Source organism: Peptidiphaga gingivicola, assembly GCF_001652275.1.
GTDB classification, from domain to species: domain Bacteria; phylum Actinomycetota; class Actinomycetes; order Actinomycetales; family Actinomycetaceae; genus Peptidiphaga; species Peptidiphaga gingivicola.
Window position 1 is genome coordinate 37,766 of the sequence record NZ_LVZK01000001.1, and the last position, 18,195, is coordinate 55,960.

14 protein-coding genes are annotated in these 18,195 nt (G+C 64.7%); 3 read left to right on the forward strand and 11 right to left on the reverse strand.

Features of this window, described 5'->3' with window-relative positions; all coding sequences use genetic code 11:
• Positions 1-20 precede the first annotated feature (20 nt).
• Entirely contained in the window at positions 21-1,607 is a 1,587-nt protein-coding gene (locus A4H34_RS00170; protein ID WP_156510192.1) for a hypothetical protein, read from the reverse strand.
• Between the two features lie 48 nt (positions 1,608-1,655).
• Here A4H34_RS00170 and A4H34_RS00175 point away from each other — a divergent pair, with 48 nt between their 5' ends.
• The gene (locus A4H34_RS00175) at positions 1,656-2,534 is read left to right on the forward strand and encodes an HhH-GPD family protein (RefSeq protein ID WP_064231615.1); all 879 of its coding nucleotides are present in this window, start codon (positions 1,656-1,658) and stop codon (positions 2,532-2,534) included.
• A gap of 235 nt (positions 2,535-2,769) precedes the next feature.
• Here the strand turns inward: A4H34_RS00175 and A4H34_RS00180 are convergent, their stop codons facing one another.
• Complete coding sequence (locus A4H34_RS00180) at positions 2,770-3,768, reverse strand: sugar-binding transcriptional regulator (protein WP_040322622.1); 999 nt, start codon at positions 3,766-3,768, stop codon at positions 2,770-2,772.
• A 251-nt stretch (positions 3,769-4,019) separates the two neighbouring features.
• Between A4H34_RS00180 and A4H34_RS00185 the strand changes: the two genes are divergently transcribed.
• Positions 4,020-5,768 carry a glycerol-3-phosphate dehydrogenase/oxidase gene (locus A4H34_RS00185; RefSeq protein WP_040322620.1) on the forward strand — a complete coding sequence of 583 codons (1,749 nt, stop codon included), beginning with the start codon at positions 4,020-4,022 and terminating at the stop codon, positions 5,766-5,768.
• A gap of 69 nt (positions 5,769-5,837) precedes the next feature.
• On the forward strand, positions 5,838-7,364 hold the full coding sequence (gene glpK, locus A4H34_RS00190) for a glycerol kinase GlpK (protein ID WP_064230664.1): 1,527 nt from the start codon (positions 5,838-5,840) through the stop codon (positions 7,362-7,364).
• A gap of 394 nt (positions 7,365-7,758) precedes the next feature.
• Here the strand turns inward: glpK and A4H34_RS00195 are convergent, their stop codons facing one another.
• From A4H34_RS00195 to A4H34_RS00235, 9 genes are all read right to left on the reverse strand, one after another.
• Positions 7,759-8,190, reverse strand: a complete 432-nt coding sequence (locus A4H34_RS00195; RefSeq protein ID WP_197480370.1) for a superoxide dismutase — start codon at positions 8,188-8,190, stop codon at positions 7,759-7,761.
• 14 nt (positions 8,191-8,204) lie between these two features.
• Positions 8,205-9,077, reverse strand: a complete 873-nt coding sequence (locus A4H34_RS00200) for an ABC transporter ATP-binding protein (RefSeq protein ID WP_064230665.1) — start codon at positions 9,075-9,077, stop codon at positions 8,205-8,207.
• Positions 9,078-9,090: 13 nt separating this feature from the next.
• On the reverse strand, positions 9,091-9,852 hold the full coding sequence (locus A4H34_RS00205; protein ID WP_064230666.1) for a hypothetical protein: 762 nt from the start codon (positions 9,850-9,852) through the stop codon (positions 9,091-9,093).
• A complete protein-coding gene (locus A4H34_RS00210; protein ID WP_064230667.1) occupies positions 9,849-10,475 on the reverse strand; it encodes a hypothetical protein in 627 nt (208 codons plus the stop codon). The genes A4H34_RS00205 and A4H34_RS00210 overlap by 4 nt, the downstream gene beginning before the upstream one ends.
• Positions 10,476-10,547: 72 nt before the next feature.
• Positions 10,548-11,330 (reverse strand): hypothetical protein, encoded by a 783-nt coding sequence (locus A4H34_RS00215; RefSeq protein ID WP_064230668.1) that lies wholly within the window; start codon positions 11,328-11,330, stop codon positions 10,548-10,550.
• Positions 11,331-11,339: 9 nt separating this feature from the next.
• Positions 11,340-11,894: an RNA polymerase sigma factor gene (locus A4H34_RS00220; RefSeq protein ID WP_009198556.1), complete on the reverse strand. Its 555-nt coding sequence runs from the start codon at positions 11,892-11,894 to the stop codon at positions 11,340-11,342.
• Positions 11,895-12,149: 255 nt separating this feature from the next.
• Positions 12,150-12,761: a flavoprotein gene (locus A4H34_RS00225; RefSeq protein WP_197480371.1), complete on the reverse strand. Its 612-nt coding sequence runs from the start codon at positions 12,759-12,761 to the stop codon at positions 12,150-12,152.
• Between the two features lie 83 nt (positions 12,762-12,844).
• Complete coding sequence (locus A4H34_RS00230; RefSeq protein WP_082902943.1) at positions 12,845-14,281, reverse strand: lanthionine synthetase C family protein; 1,437 nt, start codon at positions 14,279-14,281, stop codon at positions 12,845-12,847.
• Positions 14,268-17,531: a lantibiotic dehydratase gene (locus tag A4H34_RS00235; protein ID WP_064230670.1), complete on the reverse strand. Its 3,264-nt coding sequence runs from the start codon at positions 17,529-17,531 to the stop codon at positions 14,268-14,270. Before A4H34_RS00235 ends, A4H34_RS00230 begins: the two co-directional genes overlap by 14 nt.
• Positions 17,532-18,195 lie beyond the last annotated feature (664 nt).

Consider the following 18,195-nt stretch of genomic DNA (forward strand, 5'->3'; position numbering starts at 1 on the left):
CGTCGGACGGCGCCGAAGCCCTACCGCCCGGGCGCAGATGTACTTTGCCCGCCGCCCGGCGCCTGCCCCGGGCCCCCGGAGCTCTGCTGGCCGGGTTGACTCGGATTCTGCCCCGGCGGATTCTGCCCCGAATTCCCCGGGGTTTGGCCTCCGCCCGCATTCCCGTCCCCGTTCGGCGATTGGCCTTCGCTTGAGCTTTGCCCCGGCTGGCTGCGATTCTGCTGGCCGGGCTGGCTCGGGTTCTGCTGGCCGGGCTGGCCCTCGCTCGGCGCGGGCGACGTCTGCTCCAGCGCGAAGCTTGCCTGCGCCTTGGCGGCGGCGTTGTCATTCAACTTCAGCTCGGCCTTGTACGTTCCCGGCTTGGCGCCTTTGGCGGTGTTTCCACAGCCCGATGCGGACGTTCCTCCGTTCCATGTGAGCGAGACGGTCGCGGTGTAGCCACGGTCGAGCAGCAGCCGCTTGTTCTCCGCGCCGCCGTGGCACGCGGAGATCGAGGCAACCTGGGCAGACCCGCTCGTGACGCTGACGTCAAGGTTGGACCATCCGACGTCGATGTAGCACGGATGGGACTTGGAGGTGTTGTGGAGCGTCGCCTGAAAGGCCACAGGCCGCCCGGCGGGGCCGCCTTTCGTCGTCAGCGTCGTCTGCACCAACTCAGATGTGCACTTCACCGGCTTGTAATCGTTGGTCGGAACCTTCGTGACGGTCTCGTCCTGCTCGCTGATTCTGGCGAGAACGAATCTCATGCCGACGACCACCACGACGACGAGGACGGCGACGAGAGCCCCGAAGCCAAGGCGGTGATTGATCCTGGCTCTGCGCTCCCTCTCGGCGGCAGCTCGGGAGCGGGCTCGGGCGGCGGCGCTGGGTCTGCTCCGCGGCTGCTGCCGCCTGGCGGGCACGCCCTGCACCCCCGCTCTTCCCTGAGCCCCGGCTTTTCCGTGCGTCGCTTTTCCCTGCGTCCCGGCTCTCCCGGGCCGGGCCCCCTGACGTTTCCCGGAGCCGCGGGGCTCGCTGGACGGGTGCGCGCGGCGCGGGCCGTGCCGCTGCCCTGCGGCGTGCGGAGACGCTGCCGGGCGTTTGCCCTGGCCTCCTCCCCTGGAAGGGGCTTCTCGGCCTTCCGGCTGCGGGTCTTTTCCCTTGCCGGCCTGTCGCTCCGCGGCAGCCCGAGCGCCTCGCGCGCCTTCGGGCCGTGCCTTCCGGGCGACGTCGTTTCGGCGCGCGCGATCGCCGTGGTCGGTTCCGCGCGCACCGCCGAGGTTGCGGGGCGAGGTGCGCGCGCGTGATCCCGAGCCGCCCGAATGCGCCGAGCCGGAGTGCGCGCGTCCCGCGTGGCCGGAGCGTGCGGCGTCGGGGCGCTTGGACGAACCTCCCCTGGGCGCCGGACGGCGCCCGCCGTCGGAGGAGGCTTTGCCCTCCTCGAAGCTCGAGGCGTCGGAGGCGTTCGCGCGTTTGGATCCACCCGCGTGGCCTGGGATCGCTCCCCTGCCAGAGCCGCCGATGCGACCGGAGCCTTCGTCGCTGCGGCCCGGGCGCGCCGCGCCCAAACGCGGGCCCTTCCAGCGGTTGCGTCCGTCGCCGCGGCGTTTTCTGGGATCGCTTTTCACGCGACCACGCTATCACCGGGAGCGCAAAACCTCGCGTCGACGCTTCGAATGGGGCACACTTGGCCCGTGTTCTTTCGCCTTTTGCGCTGGTACGCCGCGAACTCCCGTCCGCTTCCGTGGCGCGAGCCGACGACGTCGGCGTGGGCCGTGCTCGTCTGCGAGGTCATGAGCCAGCAAACTCCCGTGGCCAGGGTCATGCCCTCGTGGCACGAGTGGATGGAACGCTGGCCGGAGCCGGCCGACCTCGCGGCGGCTTCGCCCGCCGAGGTCATCTTGGCCTGGGGCAATCTCGGCTACCCGCGTCGCGCCCTCCGACTGCGGGAGTGCGCGGCCGCCGTGGCCGCCGACTGGAACGGCGTCCTGCCCTCTTCCCGCGACGATCTCCTCACGTTGCCGGGAATCGGGCCCTACACGGCTGATGCGATCATCGCCTTCTCTTACCACAAACGATCCGTGGTTCTGGACACGAACACCCGGCGAGTCCTGTGCAGGCTGTACGGAACCGCGGCTCCGCCTTCTCATCTGCGCAAGGACGAAATCGCGCGGGCCGACGCAATGGTCCCCCTCGAAGACGACCTGGCCTGGCAGTGGAACGCAGCGCTCATGGAGCTCGGCGCACTCGTGTGCACCGCGAAGAATCCGGCGTGCCAGGAGTGTCCGCTCCGCCCCGACTGCGCCTGGTTCGCCGCCGGCAAACCGGAAAGCGGCACGCCTCGCCGAGTACAGAGATTCACGGGAACCCACCGCGAGGCCCGGGGAAAGATCATGGCGGTTCTCAGGGGCGCCAAATCGCCGGTCTCGCGCGACGAGCTGGTCGCCGCGGCCTCGCTCGCGCCTTCGCGCTTTGACCCTGCGCTGGACTCCCTGCTTGACGACGGTCTCGCCTGCCTACGCTCCGGCGGCTACGCCCTTCCCGGAGAGCTCTAGCCCGCGCGCACGTCTGCCTCGCGAGACGAGGCCCGTCCCGCGCTGAAGCCTCGCGCAAAGCGCCTTGCCTCGCGCAACGCCCGGCTGCCGCACCGGAATCGGAGGCCAGCCAGGCTCAGGATCGAATCGGGCCCGGCGCCGAACCGGACTCAGAACCGCGCCGCAGTCTCAGCATCGAACCGGACTCAGAACCGCGCCGCAGTCTCAGCATCGAACCGGACTCAAAATCGAGCCGTCAGCTCCAGGCTCCGTAGTCGGACTCCGCCTTGCCTCCCTTTTCGACTTCGAGCAGGGCGGCGGCGCATTCGTCGTCGACCACCAGGTCCGTCACCGCGCCTGAACGCAGCACGGCGGCCAAGGCGGGCGCCTTCGCCGCCCCGGCGACGGCGCAGATCCTCCGCGGGATTCTGGCCAGCTCCGCGGGCGTCGGCCCGGTCGCGCGGGTGTTGATCTCGATGTCTTCGTACGTGCCGTCCGCGCGGAGGAGGACCGTGCACACGTCGCCGACCACTCCGTCGCGCCGCAGCTCCGTCACTTCCTCCGGCGAAAGGTAGCCGCCGGCGTAGACGTGCGAGGGAAGAGGCGACGTGAAGGAGCCGACGCCGAACACGGCGACGTCGGCGTTGCGCCCGATGTCCCTGACCACCTGGATGGAGCGTTCGCGCCACATGAGGTCCCTGGTCTCCGCGTAGTCGAAGAAGGCGGGAACGGGGAAAGGAAAGGCCTTCGCGCCGAAGGCCCGCGTGAAGTTGCCGAGTATCTCGCCCACGTAGGGAAGGCCCGTCGTCGTGGGATTGGCCGCGCCGTTGAGCTGGACTATCGTCACGCCGGACATGCGCTTGGGCATGAGCCGCTCGGAGATCGTCGAGACGGTGGTTCCCCAGGCGATGCCCACCATCATCTTGTCTTCTATGACGTCGCCGACGAGGTTCCCCGCCACGCCTGCCACTCGTTCGAGCCGTCGGATTTCCGTAGTGGCTCCCGGCACCTGTACCACGGTGACGTCGACGTCGTAGAGGTCCTCGATGCGGCGGGAGAGGGAGTCACGGGGCTCTTCGGGTGCGTGAAGGGAGATGCGGACCAGGCCCTCGTCGCGCGCTGAAGCGATCAGGCGTGAAACAGTCGACCGCGATATGCCGAGCTTGTTGGCTATCGCCTCCATGGTCTGTTGCTCGACGAAGTACAGGACTGCCGCTTCGTAAGCGAGATTGCGTCGTTCAGATCTTGTTGCCACACCCCCATTGTGCACGATATTTCAAAGTCAATCCAACCAAAATAGTCAATTCTCCCGAATATGGCGAGATGCATTCCACTTAAATTGCCGCTTGACTTATGCGTCGAATAGTGCAGATGCTCAACATACAGCCCTCGTTTTGCACACATGGCCATTTCTTCGTTCTTTGCACGTTTCTTGAGAAGATAGATAAAGGGTGGGTTGTATCGACAACCTACGAATCTGCATACACGTCAACGAGGAGTGAACACATGCCAAATTCCCACCTTTCAGCAGCAAGCCGCCAGCGCGCACTGGAGTCGATGTCATCGGACGGCGTCGACGTCCTCGTCGTCGGAGGAGGCGTGACCGGAGCGGGCATCGCCTTGGACGCCGTCACTCGCGGCCTGCGCGTGGGCATCGTCGAGGCGCAGGACTGGGCTTCGGGAACGTCGTCGCGCTCCTCGAAACTCGTCCACGGCGGTCTGCGCTACCTCTACCAGCTCAACTTCGCGCTCGTCGCCGAGTCTCTCCGAGAGCGCGGCCTCCTCCTGACGGAGACGGCTCCGCATCTGGTCAAGGCCCAGCCTTTCCTGTGGCCTCTGAAGATGCCGGTCATCGAGCGCATGTATTCGGCCGTCGGCGTTGGAATGTACGACACGATCGCCCAGTTCGCCCATCGCGGCTCGGTGCCGATCCAGCGCCACCACACCCGCAAGGGCTCGCTTAAGCTCGCCCCCGCTCTCAAGAAGGATTCGCTCACCGGTTCGATCGTCTACTACGACGCCAGGGTCGACGACGCGCGCCTGGTCGTCACACTCGTCCGTTCGGCGGTGCGCCACGGCGCCCTCGCGGCCAACCGCGTGCAGGTGACCGAGATGCTCAAGGACGCGGCCGGCCGAGTCACCGCCGCCAAGCTCCTCGACCTTGAGACCAACCGGGAGTACGAGGTGTCGACGGGCGCAATCATCAACGCCACGGGCGTGTGGACGGAGAAGACCCAGTCCCTCGCCGGGACGACGGGCGGACTGAAGGTCCTCGCCTCGAAGGGCATCCACATCGTCGTGCCCAAGGAGAAGATCAACTCGAAGGTGGGAATCTTCCTGCGCACCGAGAAGTCGGTCCTCTTCATCATCCCCTGGAAGCGCTACTGGGTGATCGGCACCACGGACACCGCCTACCACGAGAATCGCCGCGAGCCCGTGGCCGACCTCGAGGACATCGACTACGTTTTGGAGCAGGCGAACTCCGTGCTCGCCAAACCGCTGACGCACGACGACATCATCGGCACCTTCGCGGGCCTGCGCCCGCTTTTGCAGCCGGGAACGCTCGACGGCGACGAGTCGAAGTCGACGCAGGTTTCGCGCGAGCACACAGTGACGGAGGCCGCCCCGGGCCTGACGGTCATCGCCGGAGGCAAGCTGACCTCTTACCGCCAGATGGCCGAGGACGCCGTCGACTTCACGATCGGCAAGGACAAGGCCAAGCAGACCCCCTCGGTCACGAAGAAGACTCCGCTGGAGGGCGCCGCCGGATACCACTCGATGTGGAGCCGCCGCGCCGCGATCGCGCGAGAGAGCGGGCTGAGCATCGACCATGTCGAAGATCTGCTCGACCGTTACGGTTCGGACATCGACTTGCTTCTCGACATGATCGAGGAGCGTCCCGACCTGGGGAACGAGCTCAAGGGAGCCCCCGAGTACCTGCGCGCCGAGATCGCCTTCGGCGTGAGCCACGAAGGGGCCCTCCACCTCGAGGACCTTCTCGCACGGCGCACCAGGCTCACTTATGAGCACGCCGACCGCGGGCTCTCCGTCGCCGAAGAGGTCGCGACCCTCGCGGGCGAGCTGCTCGGGTGGGACGAGGCCAAGAAAGAAGCCGAGCTCGCCTCGTACCGCTCGAGGTGCGAAGCCGAGGCCGCCGCTCAGAAGATCGCGAGCGAGGCGGAGGCTCAGAAAGTCCGCGAACAGGCGGAGGAAGTCACGGCTTTCCTCGACGTCGCGCCCGAGATCCAAGGCTGATCCGGGCTTCCCCACTGCCGCGGGGGCCGTTCGGCCCCCGCGGACTCACCTAGAAAGGAACAGTTAAAGATGACTGATACCGAACGGAAGTACGTCCTGGCGATCGACCAGGGTACGACGTCGTCCAGGACGATCCTCTTCAATCACGCGGGGGAGGTCGTTTCCGTCGGTCAGCTAGAGCACGAGCAGATCTTCCCCCACGCGGGGTGGGTCGAGCACGACCCAAACGAAATTTGGGACAACGTCCGCCAGACGATCGGTATGGCTTTGGGCAGCGCAGAGGCCAACCACCACGAAGTCGCAGCGGTCGGCGTCACCAACCAGCGCGAGACGACGATCATTTGGGACCGCGCAACAGGCAAGCCGGTCTACAACGCCATCGTTTGGCAGGACACCCGTTCCCAGGACCTCGTCGATCGGCTCGCGGCCGACGGCGGCCCCGACCGGTTCCGTTCGATCGTGGGCGAGACGCTTTCGACCTACGCCTCGATCACGAAAATCATGTGGATCCTCGAAAACGTCCCAGGCGTGCGTGAGCGGGCCGAGCGCGGGGAACTGGCCTTCGGAAACCCCGACACATGGCTCATCTGGAACATTACGGGCGGCACCGAGGGCGGCGTCCACGTCACCGACGTGACGAACGCTTCCCGCACGATGCTCATGGACCTGCGGACCTTGCAATGGCGCGAGGACATCTGCGAGATCGCGGGCATTCCGATGTCGCTCCTTCCCGAGATCCGCTCCTCCTCCGAGGTTTACGGATACGGACGCCAAACCGGCCTGCTTCCGGGCAAGCCGATCGCCGGCGACCTGGGCGACCAGCAGGCGGCGACCTTCGGCCAGGCATGCTTCCAGCCCGGCATGGCGAAAAACACCTACGGAACCGGCTGCTTCATGCTTATGAACACCGGGACCGAGCCTCAGCTTTCGGACAACGGGCTCATCACCACCGTCTGCTACAAAATCGGCGACAAGCCCACCGTGTACGCCCTCGAAGGCTCTATCGCGGTGTCCGGCTCGCTCATCCAGTGGCTGCGCGACAATCTGGAGATCATCGCCACGGCCCCCGAGGTGGAGGCTCTGGCCGCCAGCGTGGACGACAACGGCGGGGTGTACTTCGTGCCGGCGTTCTCCGGTCTGTTCGCCCCGCACTGGCGCGGCGACGCGCGTGGAGCGATCGTCGGCATGACGCGTTACAACACGAAGGCGCACATTGCCCGCGCGGCTTTGGAGTCGACGGCCTTCCAGACGCGCGAGGTCCTCGACGCCATGGAGGCCGATTCGAAGGTCAAGCTGGAACAGCTGAGGGTCGACGGCGGCATGACCGCCAACAGTCTGCTCATGCAGTTCCAGGCCGACATCCTCGACACGGAGGTGGTGCTCCCGGTGGTCGCGGAGACGACGGCCCTCGGCGCGGCCTATGCGGCGGGCATCGCCGTCGGCTTCTGGTCCGGAGAGGAGGACGTTGTCGCCAATTGGGCCGAGGCCAAGCGTTGGAAGCCCGAAATGGAGCCGGCTGAGCGCGAGCGTCAGCTCCGCCAGTGGAAGAAGGCGATATCGAAGACCCTCGACTGGGTCGACGACGACGTCAAGTGACCGGCGGGCGACGTCGGCAAACTTCGGCGCCATGCGGAAAACAGCTGGTCTGCGAGGGGCTGCCCCTTTGGGTGCGCATCGCAAACGACCGGCCGGTGGGTTGCCGCTCTCTTCGCATGCATCTCGCAAACGACCGGCCGACAACCGCGCTACGCGGATGGCTGACAGACTCGGGCCGCTCTCGAGTTGTCACGACCAGGCCCAGCCGTGGTAGCTTGGGCTAGCTGAATCGAAGTTCGGCGTCGCCGAGAACCGGTTCGGACACATTGAAGCTCCCGGAGCCTCCTGCCATAGGGCGTCAGACGGACAACGCCAAAGGAGGCTCCGGGTACCTTTTGCCAAGAGCAAGCTCAGTGCACAGCGCCTGACCAGACGCGCCTGGATTTAGCCGGGGTCACTTGACATCGCAGACGCTGAAGGCGAACGAGCGAATCGGCCCCACGGAACCGTCGGCGATGTCTTCGATGTTTGGCCGCCCACCGTTGCCTGTGACGGAATTGAGTGCGTACTCGGTTCCATTGGGAGCGGTGAAATAGAGGATCGGATCGCCAGCGGAGTTGAGCTTGCAATAGACAGTCCCGTGGTCGACCGTCAAGTTCCAGCTATGCCTGAATGTCGCCTTCGAAATCTTTGCCGGGTTGCTCGTCGCCTTGGGGAGCTTCGCCGTGTCAGTCGGATAATCCTCGGGGTGAAGCATCCCGCACCCGGACAGTCCCATCGCTCCAAGAAGGCCCGCGGCTATGACGCCTCGAATTCGCCTAGGCGCTCTCGATGAGGCGCCGCGTTTGGCGATGTTTTCTCGCTCCACAGTGTTCTTTTGTTTCATGATGACTCCTTGTTTCATGGTGTTTCTTTGTTGATAGTGAGGGCCATGTAGCCGTCTTCGAGGTTCGGTTCGACCGGTTCCGCGCCGTCGGGCGGCGTGTCGGTGACGATCCTGTATTGGGTTCCCCCGGGCACGGTGAGAGCGTTGACCACTGCCGCGTGCTCCGGAAGCCGAGCGCTGCGCGGGTCAGTCAGCCACGTGCGGCCTCGGGCTGCTTCGATGAGGCCGCCCGTCGGGCCGTCGTAACGGGTGCGGCCATGCCCCAGAACAAATATGTAGGGGCACGTCTGGGCGACGTCGTCGAGAATGTGGGTGGACAAGATCACGGTGCGTTCAGCGCCGAGCCCCGCCAACAAGGTCCTGAAACGTATGCGCTCTTCAGGGTCCAAGCCGGCGGTGGGTTCGTCGACGATGATGAGCCGAGGCTCCCCCATAAGGGCCTGCGCTATGCCCACCCGGCGCCGCATCCCGCCAGAGAACCCTCCTATGCGTCTGTTCTTGGCATCGGTGAGCCCAACACGGGCCACGAGCTGCTCGGCTTGACTGCGGCGTGCGGAGCGCTTGTCGATCCCCTTGAGGATGCCGACGTAGTCCAGAAACTCCAGCGGCGTGAGATTCGGGTAGGGTTCGACGTGCTGGGGGAGGTAGCCCAGGATGCCCTTGACCGCACGACGGCTCGCCGAAGCGCTGAGATCCTGACCGTCGATGAATACTTTTCCCTCCGTGGGCTGAATGATGCCGCACAGCATGCGCATGAGCGTGGTCTTGCCAGCGCCGTTCGAGCCGAGCAAGCCAATCATCCCGGTGGGAAGATCGATGGTGACGTCGTCGAGAGCCTTCGGCTTGCCCCGAAAGTTCTTTGTGACGTGGTTGATGGAGATGTACATGGGATGATTCCTCTCAACGATCCCGGAAGCGTTCGGACAAACGGGAGCCGATGGCTAGAAGCACGACGATCAGAGTGAACTGCCACAGCAGAGAAACGGTGGCCGTAACCGGCCCAGGAGAAGAACTGAGCGGGCCTGTGAGCGCATACAGCGGTCGCGAACCGAAGTAACCCTCGGCGACGGCGTCCCCTGTGACCCCGAAGATCGTGCCCTCGGGAGCAGGCACGGGAATCGCAGGGGTCGAGAATACGAGGTAGAACCAAGCGAGAACAGCCACGATGCGCGCGAAGGCCTGCGGCAGAAAGGACCCCATGAAAGCCGAGATCGCAATCGAGCACAGCATCGCGGGCGCAATCGTCGATGCCGTCACGCCGAGGGCCATGGGCAGCCCGTCCCATTTTCCCTGGACCGTCTGAATCGTTCCCATGACGAGAAGGAAGGCCAGGGGCGGCACGATGACTACAGCGAATGGCCCCAGCACCCGCGCCATTCGGAGCTTCATGAAGCCGACCGGAGCGGACGACTCCAACTCGCCGATGCCAAGGCGGGCGGGAGCGGAAAGAAGGCTGGTGAACGCCGCGGCATAGGCGATGCCGACGAAGATGACCATAACCTGCGCCTTGTAGACGAGGTCTCTGACGTCTCCGGTATTCGGCGCTTTTCCTCCGAAGCTCAGCAAGACGGCGAACAGCGTCAACGGTATCGACGTGTACCACAGCGTTTTCTGTCTCCACGCTATTCGTGCGTGGACGCGTAAGAGATCGACGAAAGTCATGCCGCTGCCACCGCCTGCGATATGTTGCGCTCGGCGTCGCCGAGCCTGCGCCACGCCCGAACGGCCAAAATCGTTGCGATCAAAACGGGTATTCCACGCCGCAAGAGCAGAGGCTCCACATACGGATCCCACAGCGCGGCCAAAAACAGCCAGGTTGCCGTGACAACGATCGTGGTGGAAGACGCCGATCCCGTGTAAGCCGCAGCGCCGAATGCGGCAGCGGCGATCGTTACTGCCGATCCGATCGGTATGACGACGGTGATCCACCCTTTGTCTTGCATCCACACGCCGGCCACATGCAGCGGCGCGAACATGACAACGGCTCCGATCACCGCGGACGCGGTCACAGCCACCGCGCGAACCACTTGCACGCGTCGGAATGACGCCGGCGTAGCCTCATGAAGCTCGACCAACGGATCGCCCGTCAGCACGATGGCCACGGCCACGCCGCTACAGATGACGAAAATCTGCCCCAATCCGAACGCCAATGCCATGCCTTGCATCGAGGACCACGCGGCCGCAGCCAACCTGCCCACGAGCGCGGTGACGACCGCAGCTACGAGCGGTATGGCCAAGGCGACGCGAACTCGTCGCAGCTGTGCCGCAAGGAACGAGACCGACATGCAAACTCCTTTCCCGTCTAACTCACTGTCGTTGTGTGAGTAGCGAGCCAGGGCCGACCGGTTCACGGGAAGTCACCCGTCCCTCGACGAAGCCACTGCTCGCGGGGCAGAAAACGCTGCGCAGGCGATCAGGGCCAGGCCAAGGGCAACGACCCCCAGAGGGGTGATCGCCTCCTGCAGCGAACCCGAAGGGCCGAGGCCTAGCGGCGAAGAGGACGGCCCAACGACGGCGGAGACGGCCAGCCCCACCACGACGCCTGCCCACGGGGCCACCCAGATGGAGAGAAACGCCACTGTGCCCGCCACCGCCGCCATCGGGACCAGCCACCCCGCGAGAATCGGACCGAAGACGTCTGCCGTGCCCCACGTGGCAGCGGCTGCGGCGCCCAGGAGTCCCGTCGCGGCGTCGAGTGCCAGCACCGCGGCCACCCGGGCGAGCACCACCGCCGACGGTCCCAATGGCGTGGCCAAAGCGACGGCGTCCTGGCGGATTCGGGAAAGCGCCGTGGTAACCGTCAGGTTGACGCCGAACAGGGCCAAGGATGCGAATCCCCCCACGGCGGCGTTCGGTCCCATGGTCACGCTGAAGAATCGGGCCACAAGCGCCGCGAACGTCGCGGTCAGCAAAGCCAGCGGAACCACCAGCCATGGCACGACTCTCAATTGCGCACGCCCTAGAGCCGCCGCCAGCCGGAGGCTTTGCCGCGCCGTTCGCCGTCGGCGCTCGAGCGGCGACCGCGAAGCAGCCACCCGGCGGCGCACGCGCTCGTAGCCGGGCGGCTCGCTCCGTTCGAACTCCCACTGGCGCAAAGCGGCTTTCAACGTCTCGCTTTCGCCTTGTCCGCGCTCAAACATCGCCCCTCCTCAGTGCCTCGTCAGCGTCTCTTTCAACAGCCGCCGCGCGCGTGAAACACGGCTTTTCACCGTGCCGACGGGTATTTCGAGCACTGAAGCGATCTCCCCGTATGGCAATTCGTGCAGCCAGGCGAGGCCGACCACCTCGGCGAGGTCCTGGGGCAGAGACCTGAGAGCCCCAAGCAATTCGTCGACGCCGGTCGCCATCGCGACCAGGTCGGCAGGATCGGCGGCATCGTCGACCAGACATTCGACCTCCTCGTCCAAAGGCGCCGTCGGGATCTTCCGCCGGCGAGTGTGCGTCCAGATCTGACGCTTGGCAATCCCCAGAAGCCAGGTGAGAATCCTGCTGTCGCCCCTGAAGGCGGGGGCCGATCTCCAGCACCCCAGCCACACGTCCGCGCTGATTTCCTCAGCGTCGCCCCGGTCGTCGCTTCGGGCGAGAACGAAAGCGAACACTACAGCCGAGTATCGTTGGTACAGCTCGGCGAATGCGTGCTCATCCCCTTCCCCCACGGCTTCGAGAAGCTCGGCGTCGCGATCGGTCTCGGTGTCAGCGGCCAAGGTGAGACGACTCCCCGCGCGCCAAGTTTGTACAGCCGTTTCGCTTCGTCACCGGGTCTCTCCTCTTCTCGGGACGGCAATGGCCATCCGAACTCGTTCGTTCGTTGAGTTCGTAGCGACGCACCGCGCAGCGGTTCACGCGCCGCTCGATTCTGGAATCGAGCGGCCTTCGGCCAGACTACTAGTCACCGCCGCCAGCCGCTGCTCGCGCGTCCGCCGTCGTTCGAGGCGGCACGTCGGTTCGGACGGTTTTCGTCAGGCAGGCACTTCTTGGATCGCCCGAGCCACCTCGTAGGGCGTCGAAGAGGAGACCCCTCGCTTGAATTTTTGAGACGCGGCTTCGAAGACTTCGCGGACTGTGGGTTTCAGCACGGTGTGGCCGTCTTCCACGAGGGTCGCGACATTGCGCTGAACCGCCGGCTTCGCCCACATGGCGCCGTTCATAGCCGGAACGATCACGGAAGGCGCAGGCATCGCGATGAGCATGAGCTCCACCGCATTGCGCGCGCTTCCCGTCGCCGCACCGGCGAGGAAGTTCGCCGTCGCGGGAACCACCGCCATTCGCTGGTATTCGCGGCTCAGAGCGATGTGGTTTCGCGCCATGGGAAGTTCGACGAACACTTCGTTGACGATCGCTTCGAGCGACGCCGGAGACGTCATCGCCGCGGCAGACGGGGAGAGCACCACGCCGATTCTCTCGGCCCCGGCGGATCGCATGGCCATGATGTACTCGCCTATCGAAAGCATCTGCAGCGCTCCGGTGCAGCCGAGGAGTACTCGTTCCACGGCGGCGCTTTTCTTGGCATTCGCGCCCGCCTGGGCAGTCGCCGCGTCTTCGGCGGCGACGTCGTCTTCGCTGTCTGCCATGTTTTCCCTTTCTCTCTTTCGCGCCGGCCGGGCGGCGAGCCTTCGCGCCGAACGCCTCCATCCAGCGAGTGCGCCCATCGCTCCTAGGAAAGAGCGAACACGCGGTCCCACGCCGGCAAGTCGCTCGGGTCGTCCAGGCTCAATGAATAGAGGACCGCGGCAACTCCGGACGCGCCTTCGAGCAACCCCACGCTATCGACTCTCTTGTAAGAGTCGGCTTTTTGCCAGCCTTCGGGACTGTCCGGCATCCAGTGGCGGAATATGAAGGGAGCATCCGGCTCGGCCATGTCGTCGATAAGCTTCGACGCCATCGTCAACGCAAGTTGTCTCAAACGTTCGTCGCCGCGGATCAGCCATGCCCGATGCAGCACGTGCAGGGCGCCGGAGTATCCGTGGCAGAAGGTCGGTCCGTCGAGCCTCCATGCGTGCTCGGGAGCCTGCAGGTGGCCCACGAGCGCATCCACCGCGGTATCGACGACGCCGGGGTCGCCGAGCAACCTCCCTGCCCGCATCAACGTCAAGGCGACTCCCGGAGTGCCATAGCACCACGCCGCCCTGGTGAATTGAGGCGGAGCGTCTCGCGGAGAGCCGTTGAGCTCCGCGGGAATCCGAGCCGGCCAGTAGGGCACGCCATCGACTTCCTGCCGCCACATCGCCATCCAGTCGACGGCTCTGCGGAGGGCGTCTTCCATTTCGGGGGTGAGGCTCGCCCTCTCGGCCAACGTCGTCAGAGTGGCGACGACGCCGGTGACGCCGTGGGCCATGCCAAGGTTGAGGTCGCCGTGAGGATAGGTTTCGCGGTCCTCTGCAATCGGCTCGAGCTCGGACGGCACCCACCAACCGGGAAGTCCGGATTCGCGCCGCTTCAAAATGTGTGAGCAAAGGTAGCCGTTCGTGGCCTCGACCGCGCTGCGGGCGTCCTTGGACGGCTCGTCCATGAGAACCCTGAGCACGCCCGTCACCCCGTGCATTATGTCGTAGGCGAGCCAATGCACGCCGTCTTTCAGCGCCTCCGCGTACGCTCGCACAGCCTCTGTCTGCGTCGCCGCCAATCGAGTGGTCAGTTTTTCGCGCAGCCCCGGATAGTTCTTTCCCACCCCGGACGCCCCCTGCGCGGCGGCCAAGATGCCCGCGGGGCCTCCCATGAGGCCGCCCTGCGAATTCCACGTAGCCGATTCAAGGGCCGCCTGCAGGTGCCTATGGGCCAGCTGGAGACAGCGCGGGTCGGATCGCGCGAGCAATGAGTACATGAGGGCCGTGCCCGCCAAACCGTTGCTCAGCGTTCCGGGCAACCACATCGACGAGCCGAAGATGGGTTCGACGTTGCCCGGACGATCCACGATTTGCCTGTCGGCCTCCGCGTCCCCAAGCCGTTCTGCCACGTCGTTTGCCAGCTCACCGGCCCTTCTTCGCAAATTCTCGGGTAAAAGCCGCCAGGATTCCCGTTCGCTCCCTTGGCTCTCGCCAATCGTGCGCTCCACGTGGTCCGCGCTCACGCGCTTCGCTTCATCCGCGCTCATTGGCCGCCTCCCGCGCGCTGCGTTCTCTGCTCAGGCGCGCCGCAACGGAACGCAGAATGCCGAGCAAACGTTGTTCGTTGGCCTGATCGGGGCCGAACACTCTGTTGAATGTCATGTGCATGTAGCTTCCGACGATTCTGAAGGCCGAAACATGCGCATTCCCCGCGGCAACGACGTCGGCGAAGCCTTTTCCGGCCAGGAACGGCGCCGTCCGTCCAAGGCCATGTCGGCGGAGCGAATCGTCTCCCCGTTGGTCCCGCAGAAGGTGCGAACGCACGATCTCGCTCCATCTCTCTCGATGCCGGTCATACGATTCATCTCCGCGGCTCGAGGCCAGTCCCATCTTCCTGGTCCATGTCTCGAGGATCGCAATGGGGTCATCGATTGCTTCCGCCGCATCCCCGATTGCCTCGGGACTGTCGGCAGCCTCAACGGCCTCGTCCATTCCGATTTCATCCAACGCAGAGCCGAATCCCTGGAAAAATTTCACGAATGTTTCAGTCCAGGAGAGCACAACGTACTCTTCCAATCCCGAAAACAGGTCGCAAGAAGGACCTCGCAGCGCTTTGAGCACAGCCAGGGAGTCTTCCGAGAAGACGTCATGCGTCGTGTCCAACAGGTCGACGCCGCCGTATCGCTCGAACTCGGGAACGTATCCGTCCTGCACGAACGTCGTCGCCCCCGCCCCTTCGCAGATCTCCCGCAAGATCCCCTCGAACTCCGCGGGCCGCCCTTGGCCGTCGGACTCCGAGGAGTTTTGAAACCGGACGCGCAAATGGGAGCCGACGCCGTCGATGTATCGCACGAAGAAAGGCGTGGCGCCGCCCGCTTCTGCGATCCGTTCCACCGCTTCGCCGATCTTCCCTTTGAGCAAATGCGTGATTTCATCCGCCGGCGTGTAAAGGCGGAATGAATGCCACTGGGAACCAGGAAGATACCGCAGTTCGGGAGTCGCGTCCACGCCCAGGAGGAATCGTTCGGGTGCGAAGGCGGAGGCGGCGTCTCGCCTCTTGAAGGAAAGGACGAGTTCGCTGACGTACACGTCCTCGCCGTCGGACAGCCACCCCCAGGCGTCGCGAGGCGTCTGCGCACCCCCGGGAAGCTCTTCGAGCACCAGGTTGTCGGCTTTCGCCAGTTCGGCTCGCAAAAGTTCGACGTCCCCCGGGTTCTCGGTGTCCAATAGGAGGCGCAGATCCATGGTGACGGCGAGGCAGTGCCTGGGAACTCCCCATCGCTCTTTCCACCGGTTGAACGTTTCCAGGCAGTCGGAGCCCTTGAGGAAGCCCGAGCGTTTGAGCTCTTTGAGAGACCATCGCGCCGGGCTTAGAACGAAGCGGCCATGGCGCACCCTCGGAACGAACGGAAAATAGCCCAGGCGCCCCCAATCCCATGGCTCCCATAGGCGTTGGAGCTCGGTTTCCATATCGGCCAAGAACCGAACGGCATTCGGCGCCTGCGCCGGAGTGTAGACCGAGTTGCGCGAATGGATGCGGACGGCTCGCCCGTCCGACATATCGACGGGGAAGAGCCCGTCCATAGTCGCCTTGACGCCGATTCTTGAGAGCGGGACGTAGTCGGTCCCCGCCGCGTGAGGCGTGTCGACGCCGATGAGCTTCACGCCCAAGGGCCGAGTGTTGACCAAGTTGGTGGCCGCGTGCGACCGCGGGTAGTAGGACAACGAGGCGCTGTACTCACGTTCGTCGTCGACGAAGGGGCGCAGTTCGGGGTCCTCGTTCATTTCCGGCAGCAGACCGAGGAATCTTCCCGTCGTACACAAGGAAGAGTGCGTTCCTGGATTGCTCCCGAGCGATACGCGGTAGTCCCCCTCAGCCAGTCGCGACCACGATCGAGCAGCCAGATTGAGGTAGAGTTCGGCCGCCAGCTGGCACTCGCTCTCGTCGAACGGTCCGTGGGAAAGTTCGTCTATGTCGGCCTCGGTCAGGCTGATTTCTCGGCCGCCCTCAGCGAGCGCCTTGCTGTACAGGGCGGCCAGCCGCTCTTCGCGTTTTTCGTTCACCTCGTCGGGAGGAGGCGGTTTCTTCTCCGCAACCTGTTTCGGCCACGAGTAGTCTTCGGGAACGCCGATTCCCCGGGCGGGGTCAACCAGCGTCAACAAAGGAACAGTTCGTTCTATCCCATACCGTTCCAAGAAGTCCATATGGTATTTGCGCAATCCTCGCATGCCCAGCCGCATGTGGGACAGCCTCTGCAGGATGTGCATTCCCTCTTCGGCATCTTGACGAATGCGATCGGGCAACCGCAGCTGAACACCGCTGTTGAGAACAAAGTGGATCCTGTTTCCGGCGCCGTCGGCTTTGTCCGCACCGTCGACTTCCGCCATAGCCGCGTACGTGCGCGAATACTCCTCGCCGGCGTCGTCCGCAGTCGCCGGCCCGCTCAACGCGCGAATGCGGCGGTGTATGTCCAATAGACCCTCCGCATCGACACCTGCTCTTTGCAGTGACCGCACCACTTCTTCGAGCGGGTCTCCTCCGGTCAGCTTGGGCTTCAGGCTGGTGTAAAGGATTTCCAGTCCGACGAGACGCGCCACTAGGCCAAGCACCCCGCCCGGGCTCGCATGAAACTCCTTCGCGACCCCTTCGCAAAGATCCTCGACGGCGATCCCATCGTTCCCACTGCATTTGTCGAGCACGCAGTCCAGCACCGGCGTTCGCCCGATGGCCGTTCGGGACTGCGAAACGTCCGCTCGGTCCGCACCGAAGACGAGGATCTCGTTGGCTCTCCAACGCAAGAGGGGATTGCGGCACACGGTCAACCCCTTCAGCACTTCGAGGCGCTGTTCCAGCGATCGGACCACGGGCGAAAGCCACCGGAAGTCGGCGACGGCCTCCCGACGCCCCTGCGTGAACCTCACCCGCGAATTTTCGGGGTCGCCCGCGAATTCGCCGGCGGAGACGCCTGCGAACAGGCCGAAAGGAGTGGGACGGGAGGATATGCGGTTCAAGAACTTCCTCGTCGACAACGCCACGCGGCGAAGCCGGTTTGGCTTCATCGATGCGGGATCTCCGAGCGCGCGTTGCACGGATTCCCATAAAGCTGGAGCGGCATGGATGACCGCCTGCGCAAAGGCTGGGTCGCGATATGCGTCGCGAATGTACTTGACCAGGCTTTCACGCCCCGCAGCAGCCAAAAGAACGTCGTTTTCAGCCGGGGCGAGGCGCAGGGGGCGAGCCGCTGTCCTCAACGTGAAATGCCGCGCAGCTGCGAGCGGGCTGAAACTTCCCTCCACTGTCATTTCCTTCAGAACTCCTACCTTTTCAGAGACCGACCATTTGCCTTGTTCGTCGGTGATGGAGGATGATATGTACAACGTTGAAATACTCGGCTCGAGTCGATTCCCGTGGGAATATCTCGGCAAGAGCCGAGCGTTGGAGCGCACGTGGATGTGATGGCGTATAGGGATGATAGCTACCACGCCATCACATCCGCCTTGTTTGGACCGACGGTTCGCCATCGCCCCTGAACCTTCGCAGGCCCAGTCGCTTTCCAAGCGAAAGGGCTGCTGCCCCGCACCGGAGCTATGGCGCCCTTCATAGTTGAGGCCGACGGGCGTGGCGTCGCACAGGGACGATAGAGCCGCCACGTTGCCACGACGCCCCACGGCTCAGCGCCAGCGGCTACAGAAGCCTCCGTCGCCCGGACTCGTGCAGCCATAAGTGCGGAACCAACCGCTCATGGCTTGTTGCTTATTGGTCGATTCAGTCGGCATTGCATCGACGTCGACCTCAAAATTAAATACTATGCCATTGCAAATGAATGGCAATATCGCCCGCTGCCACGTCCAAATCGCTTTGACCGCACGCGTCCGCGTTCAAGTTTGCTTCGAGAGCGACAAAACGACCGGAGTGAGCATGGTGGCGTATAGGGATGACAGCCGCCACGCCACCACACTC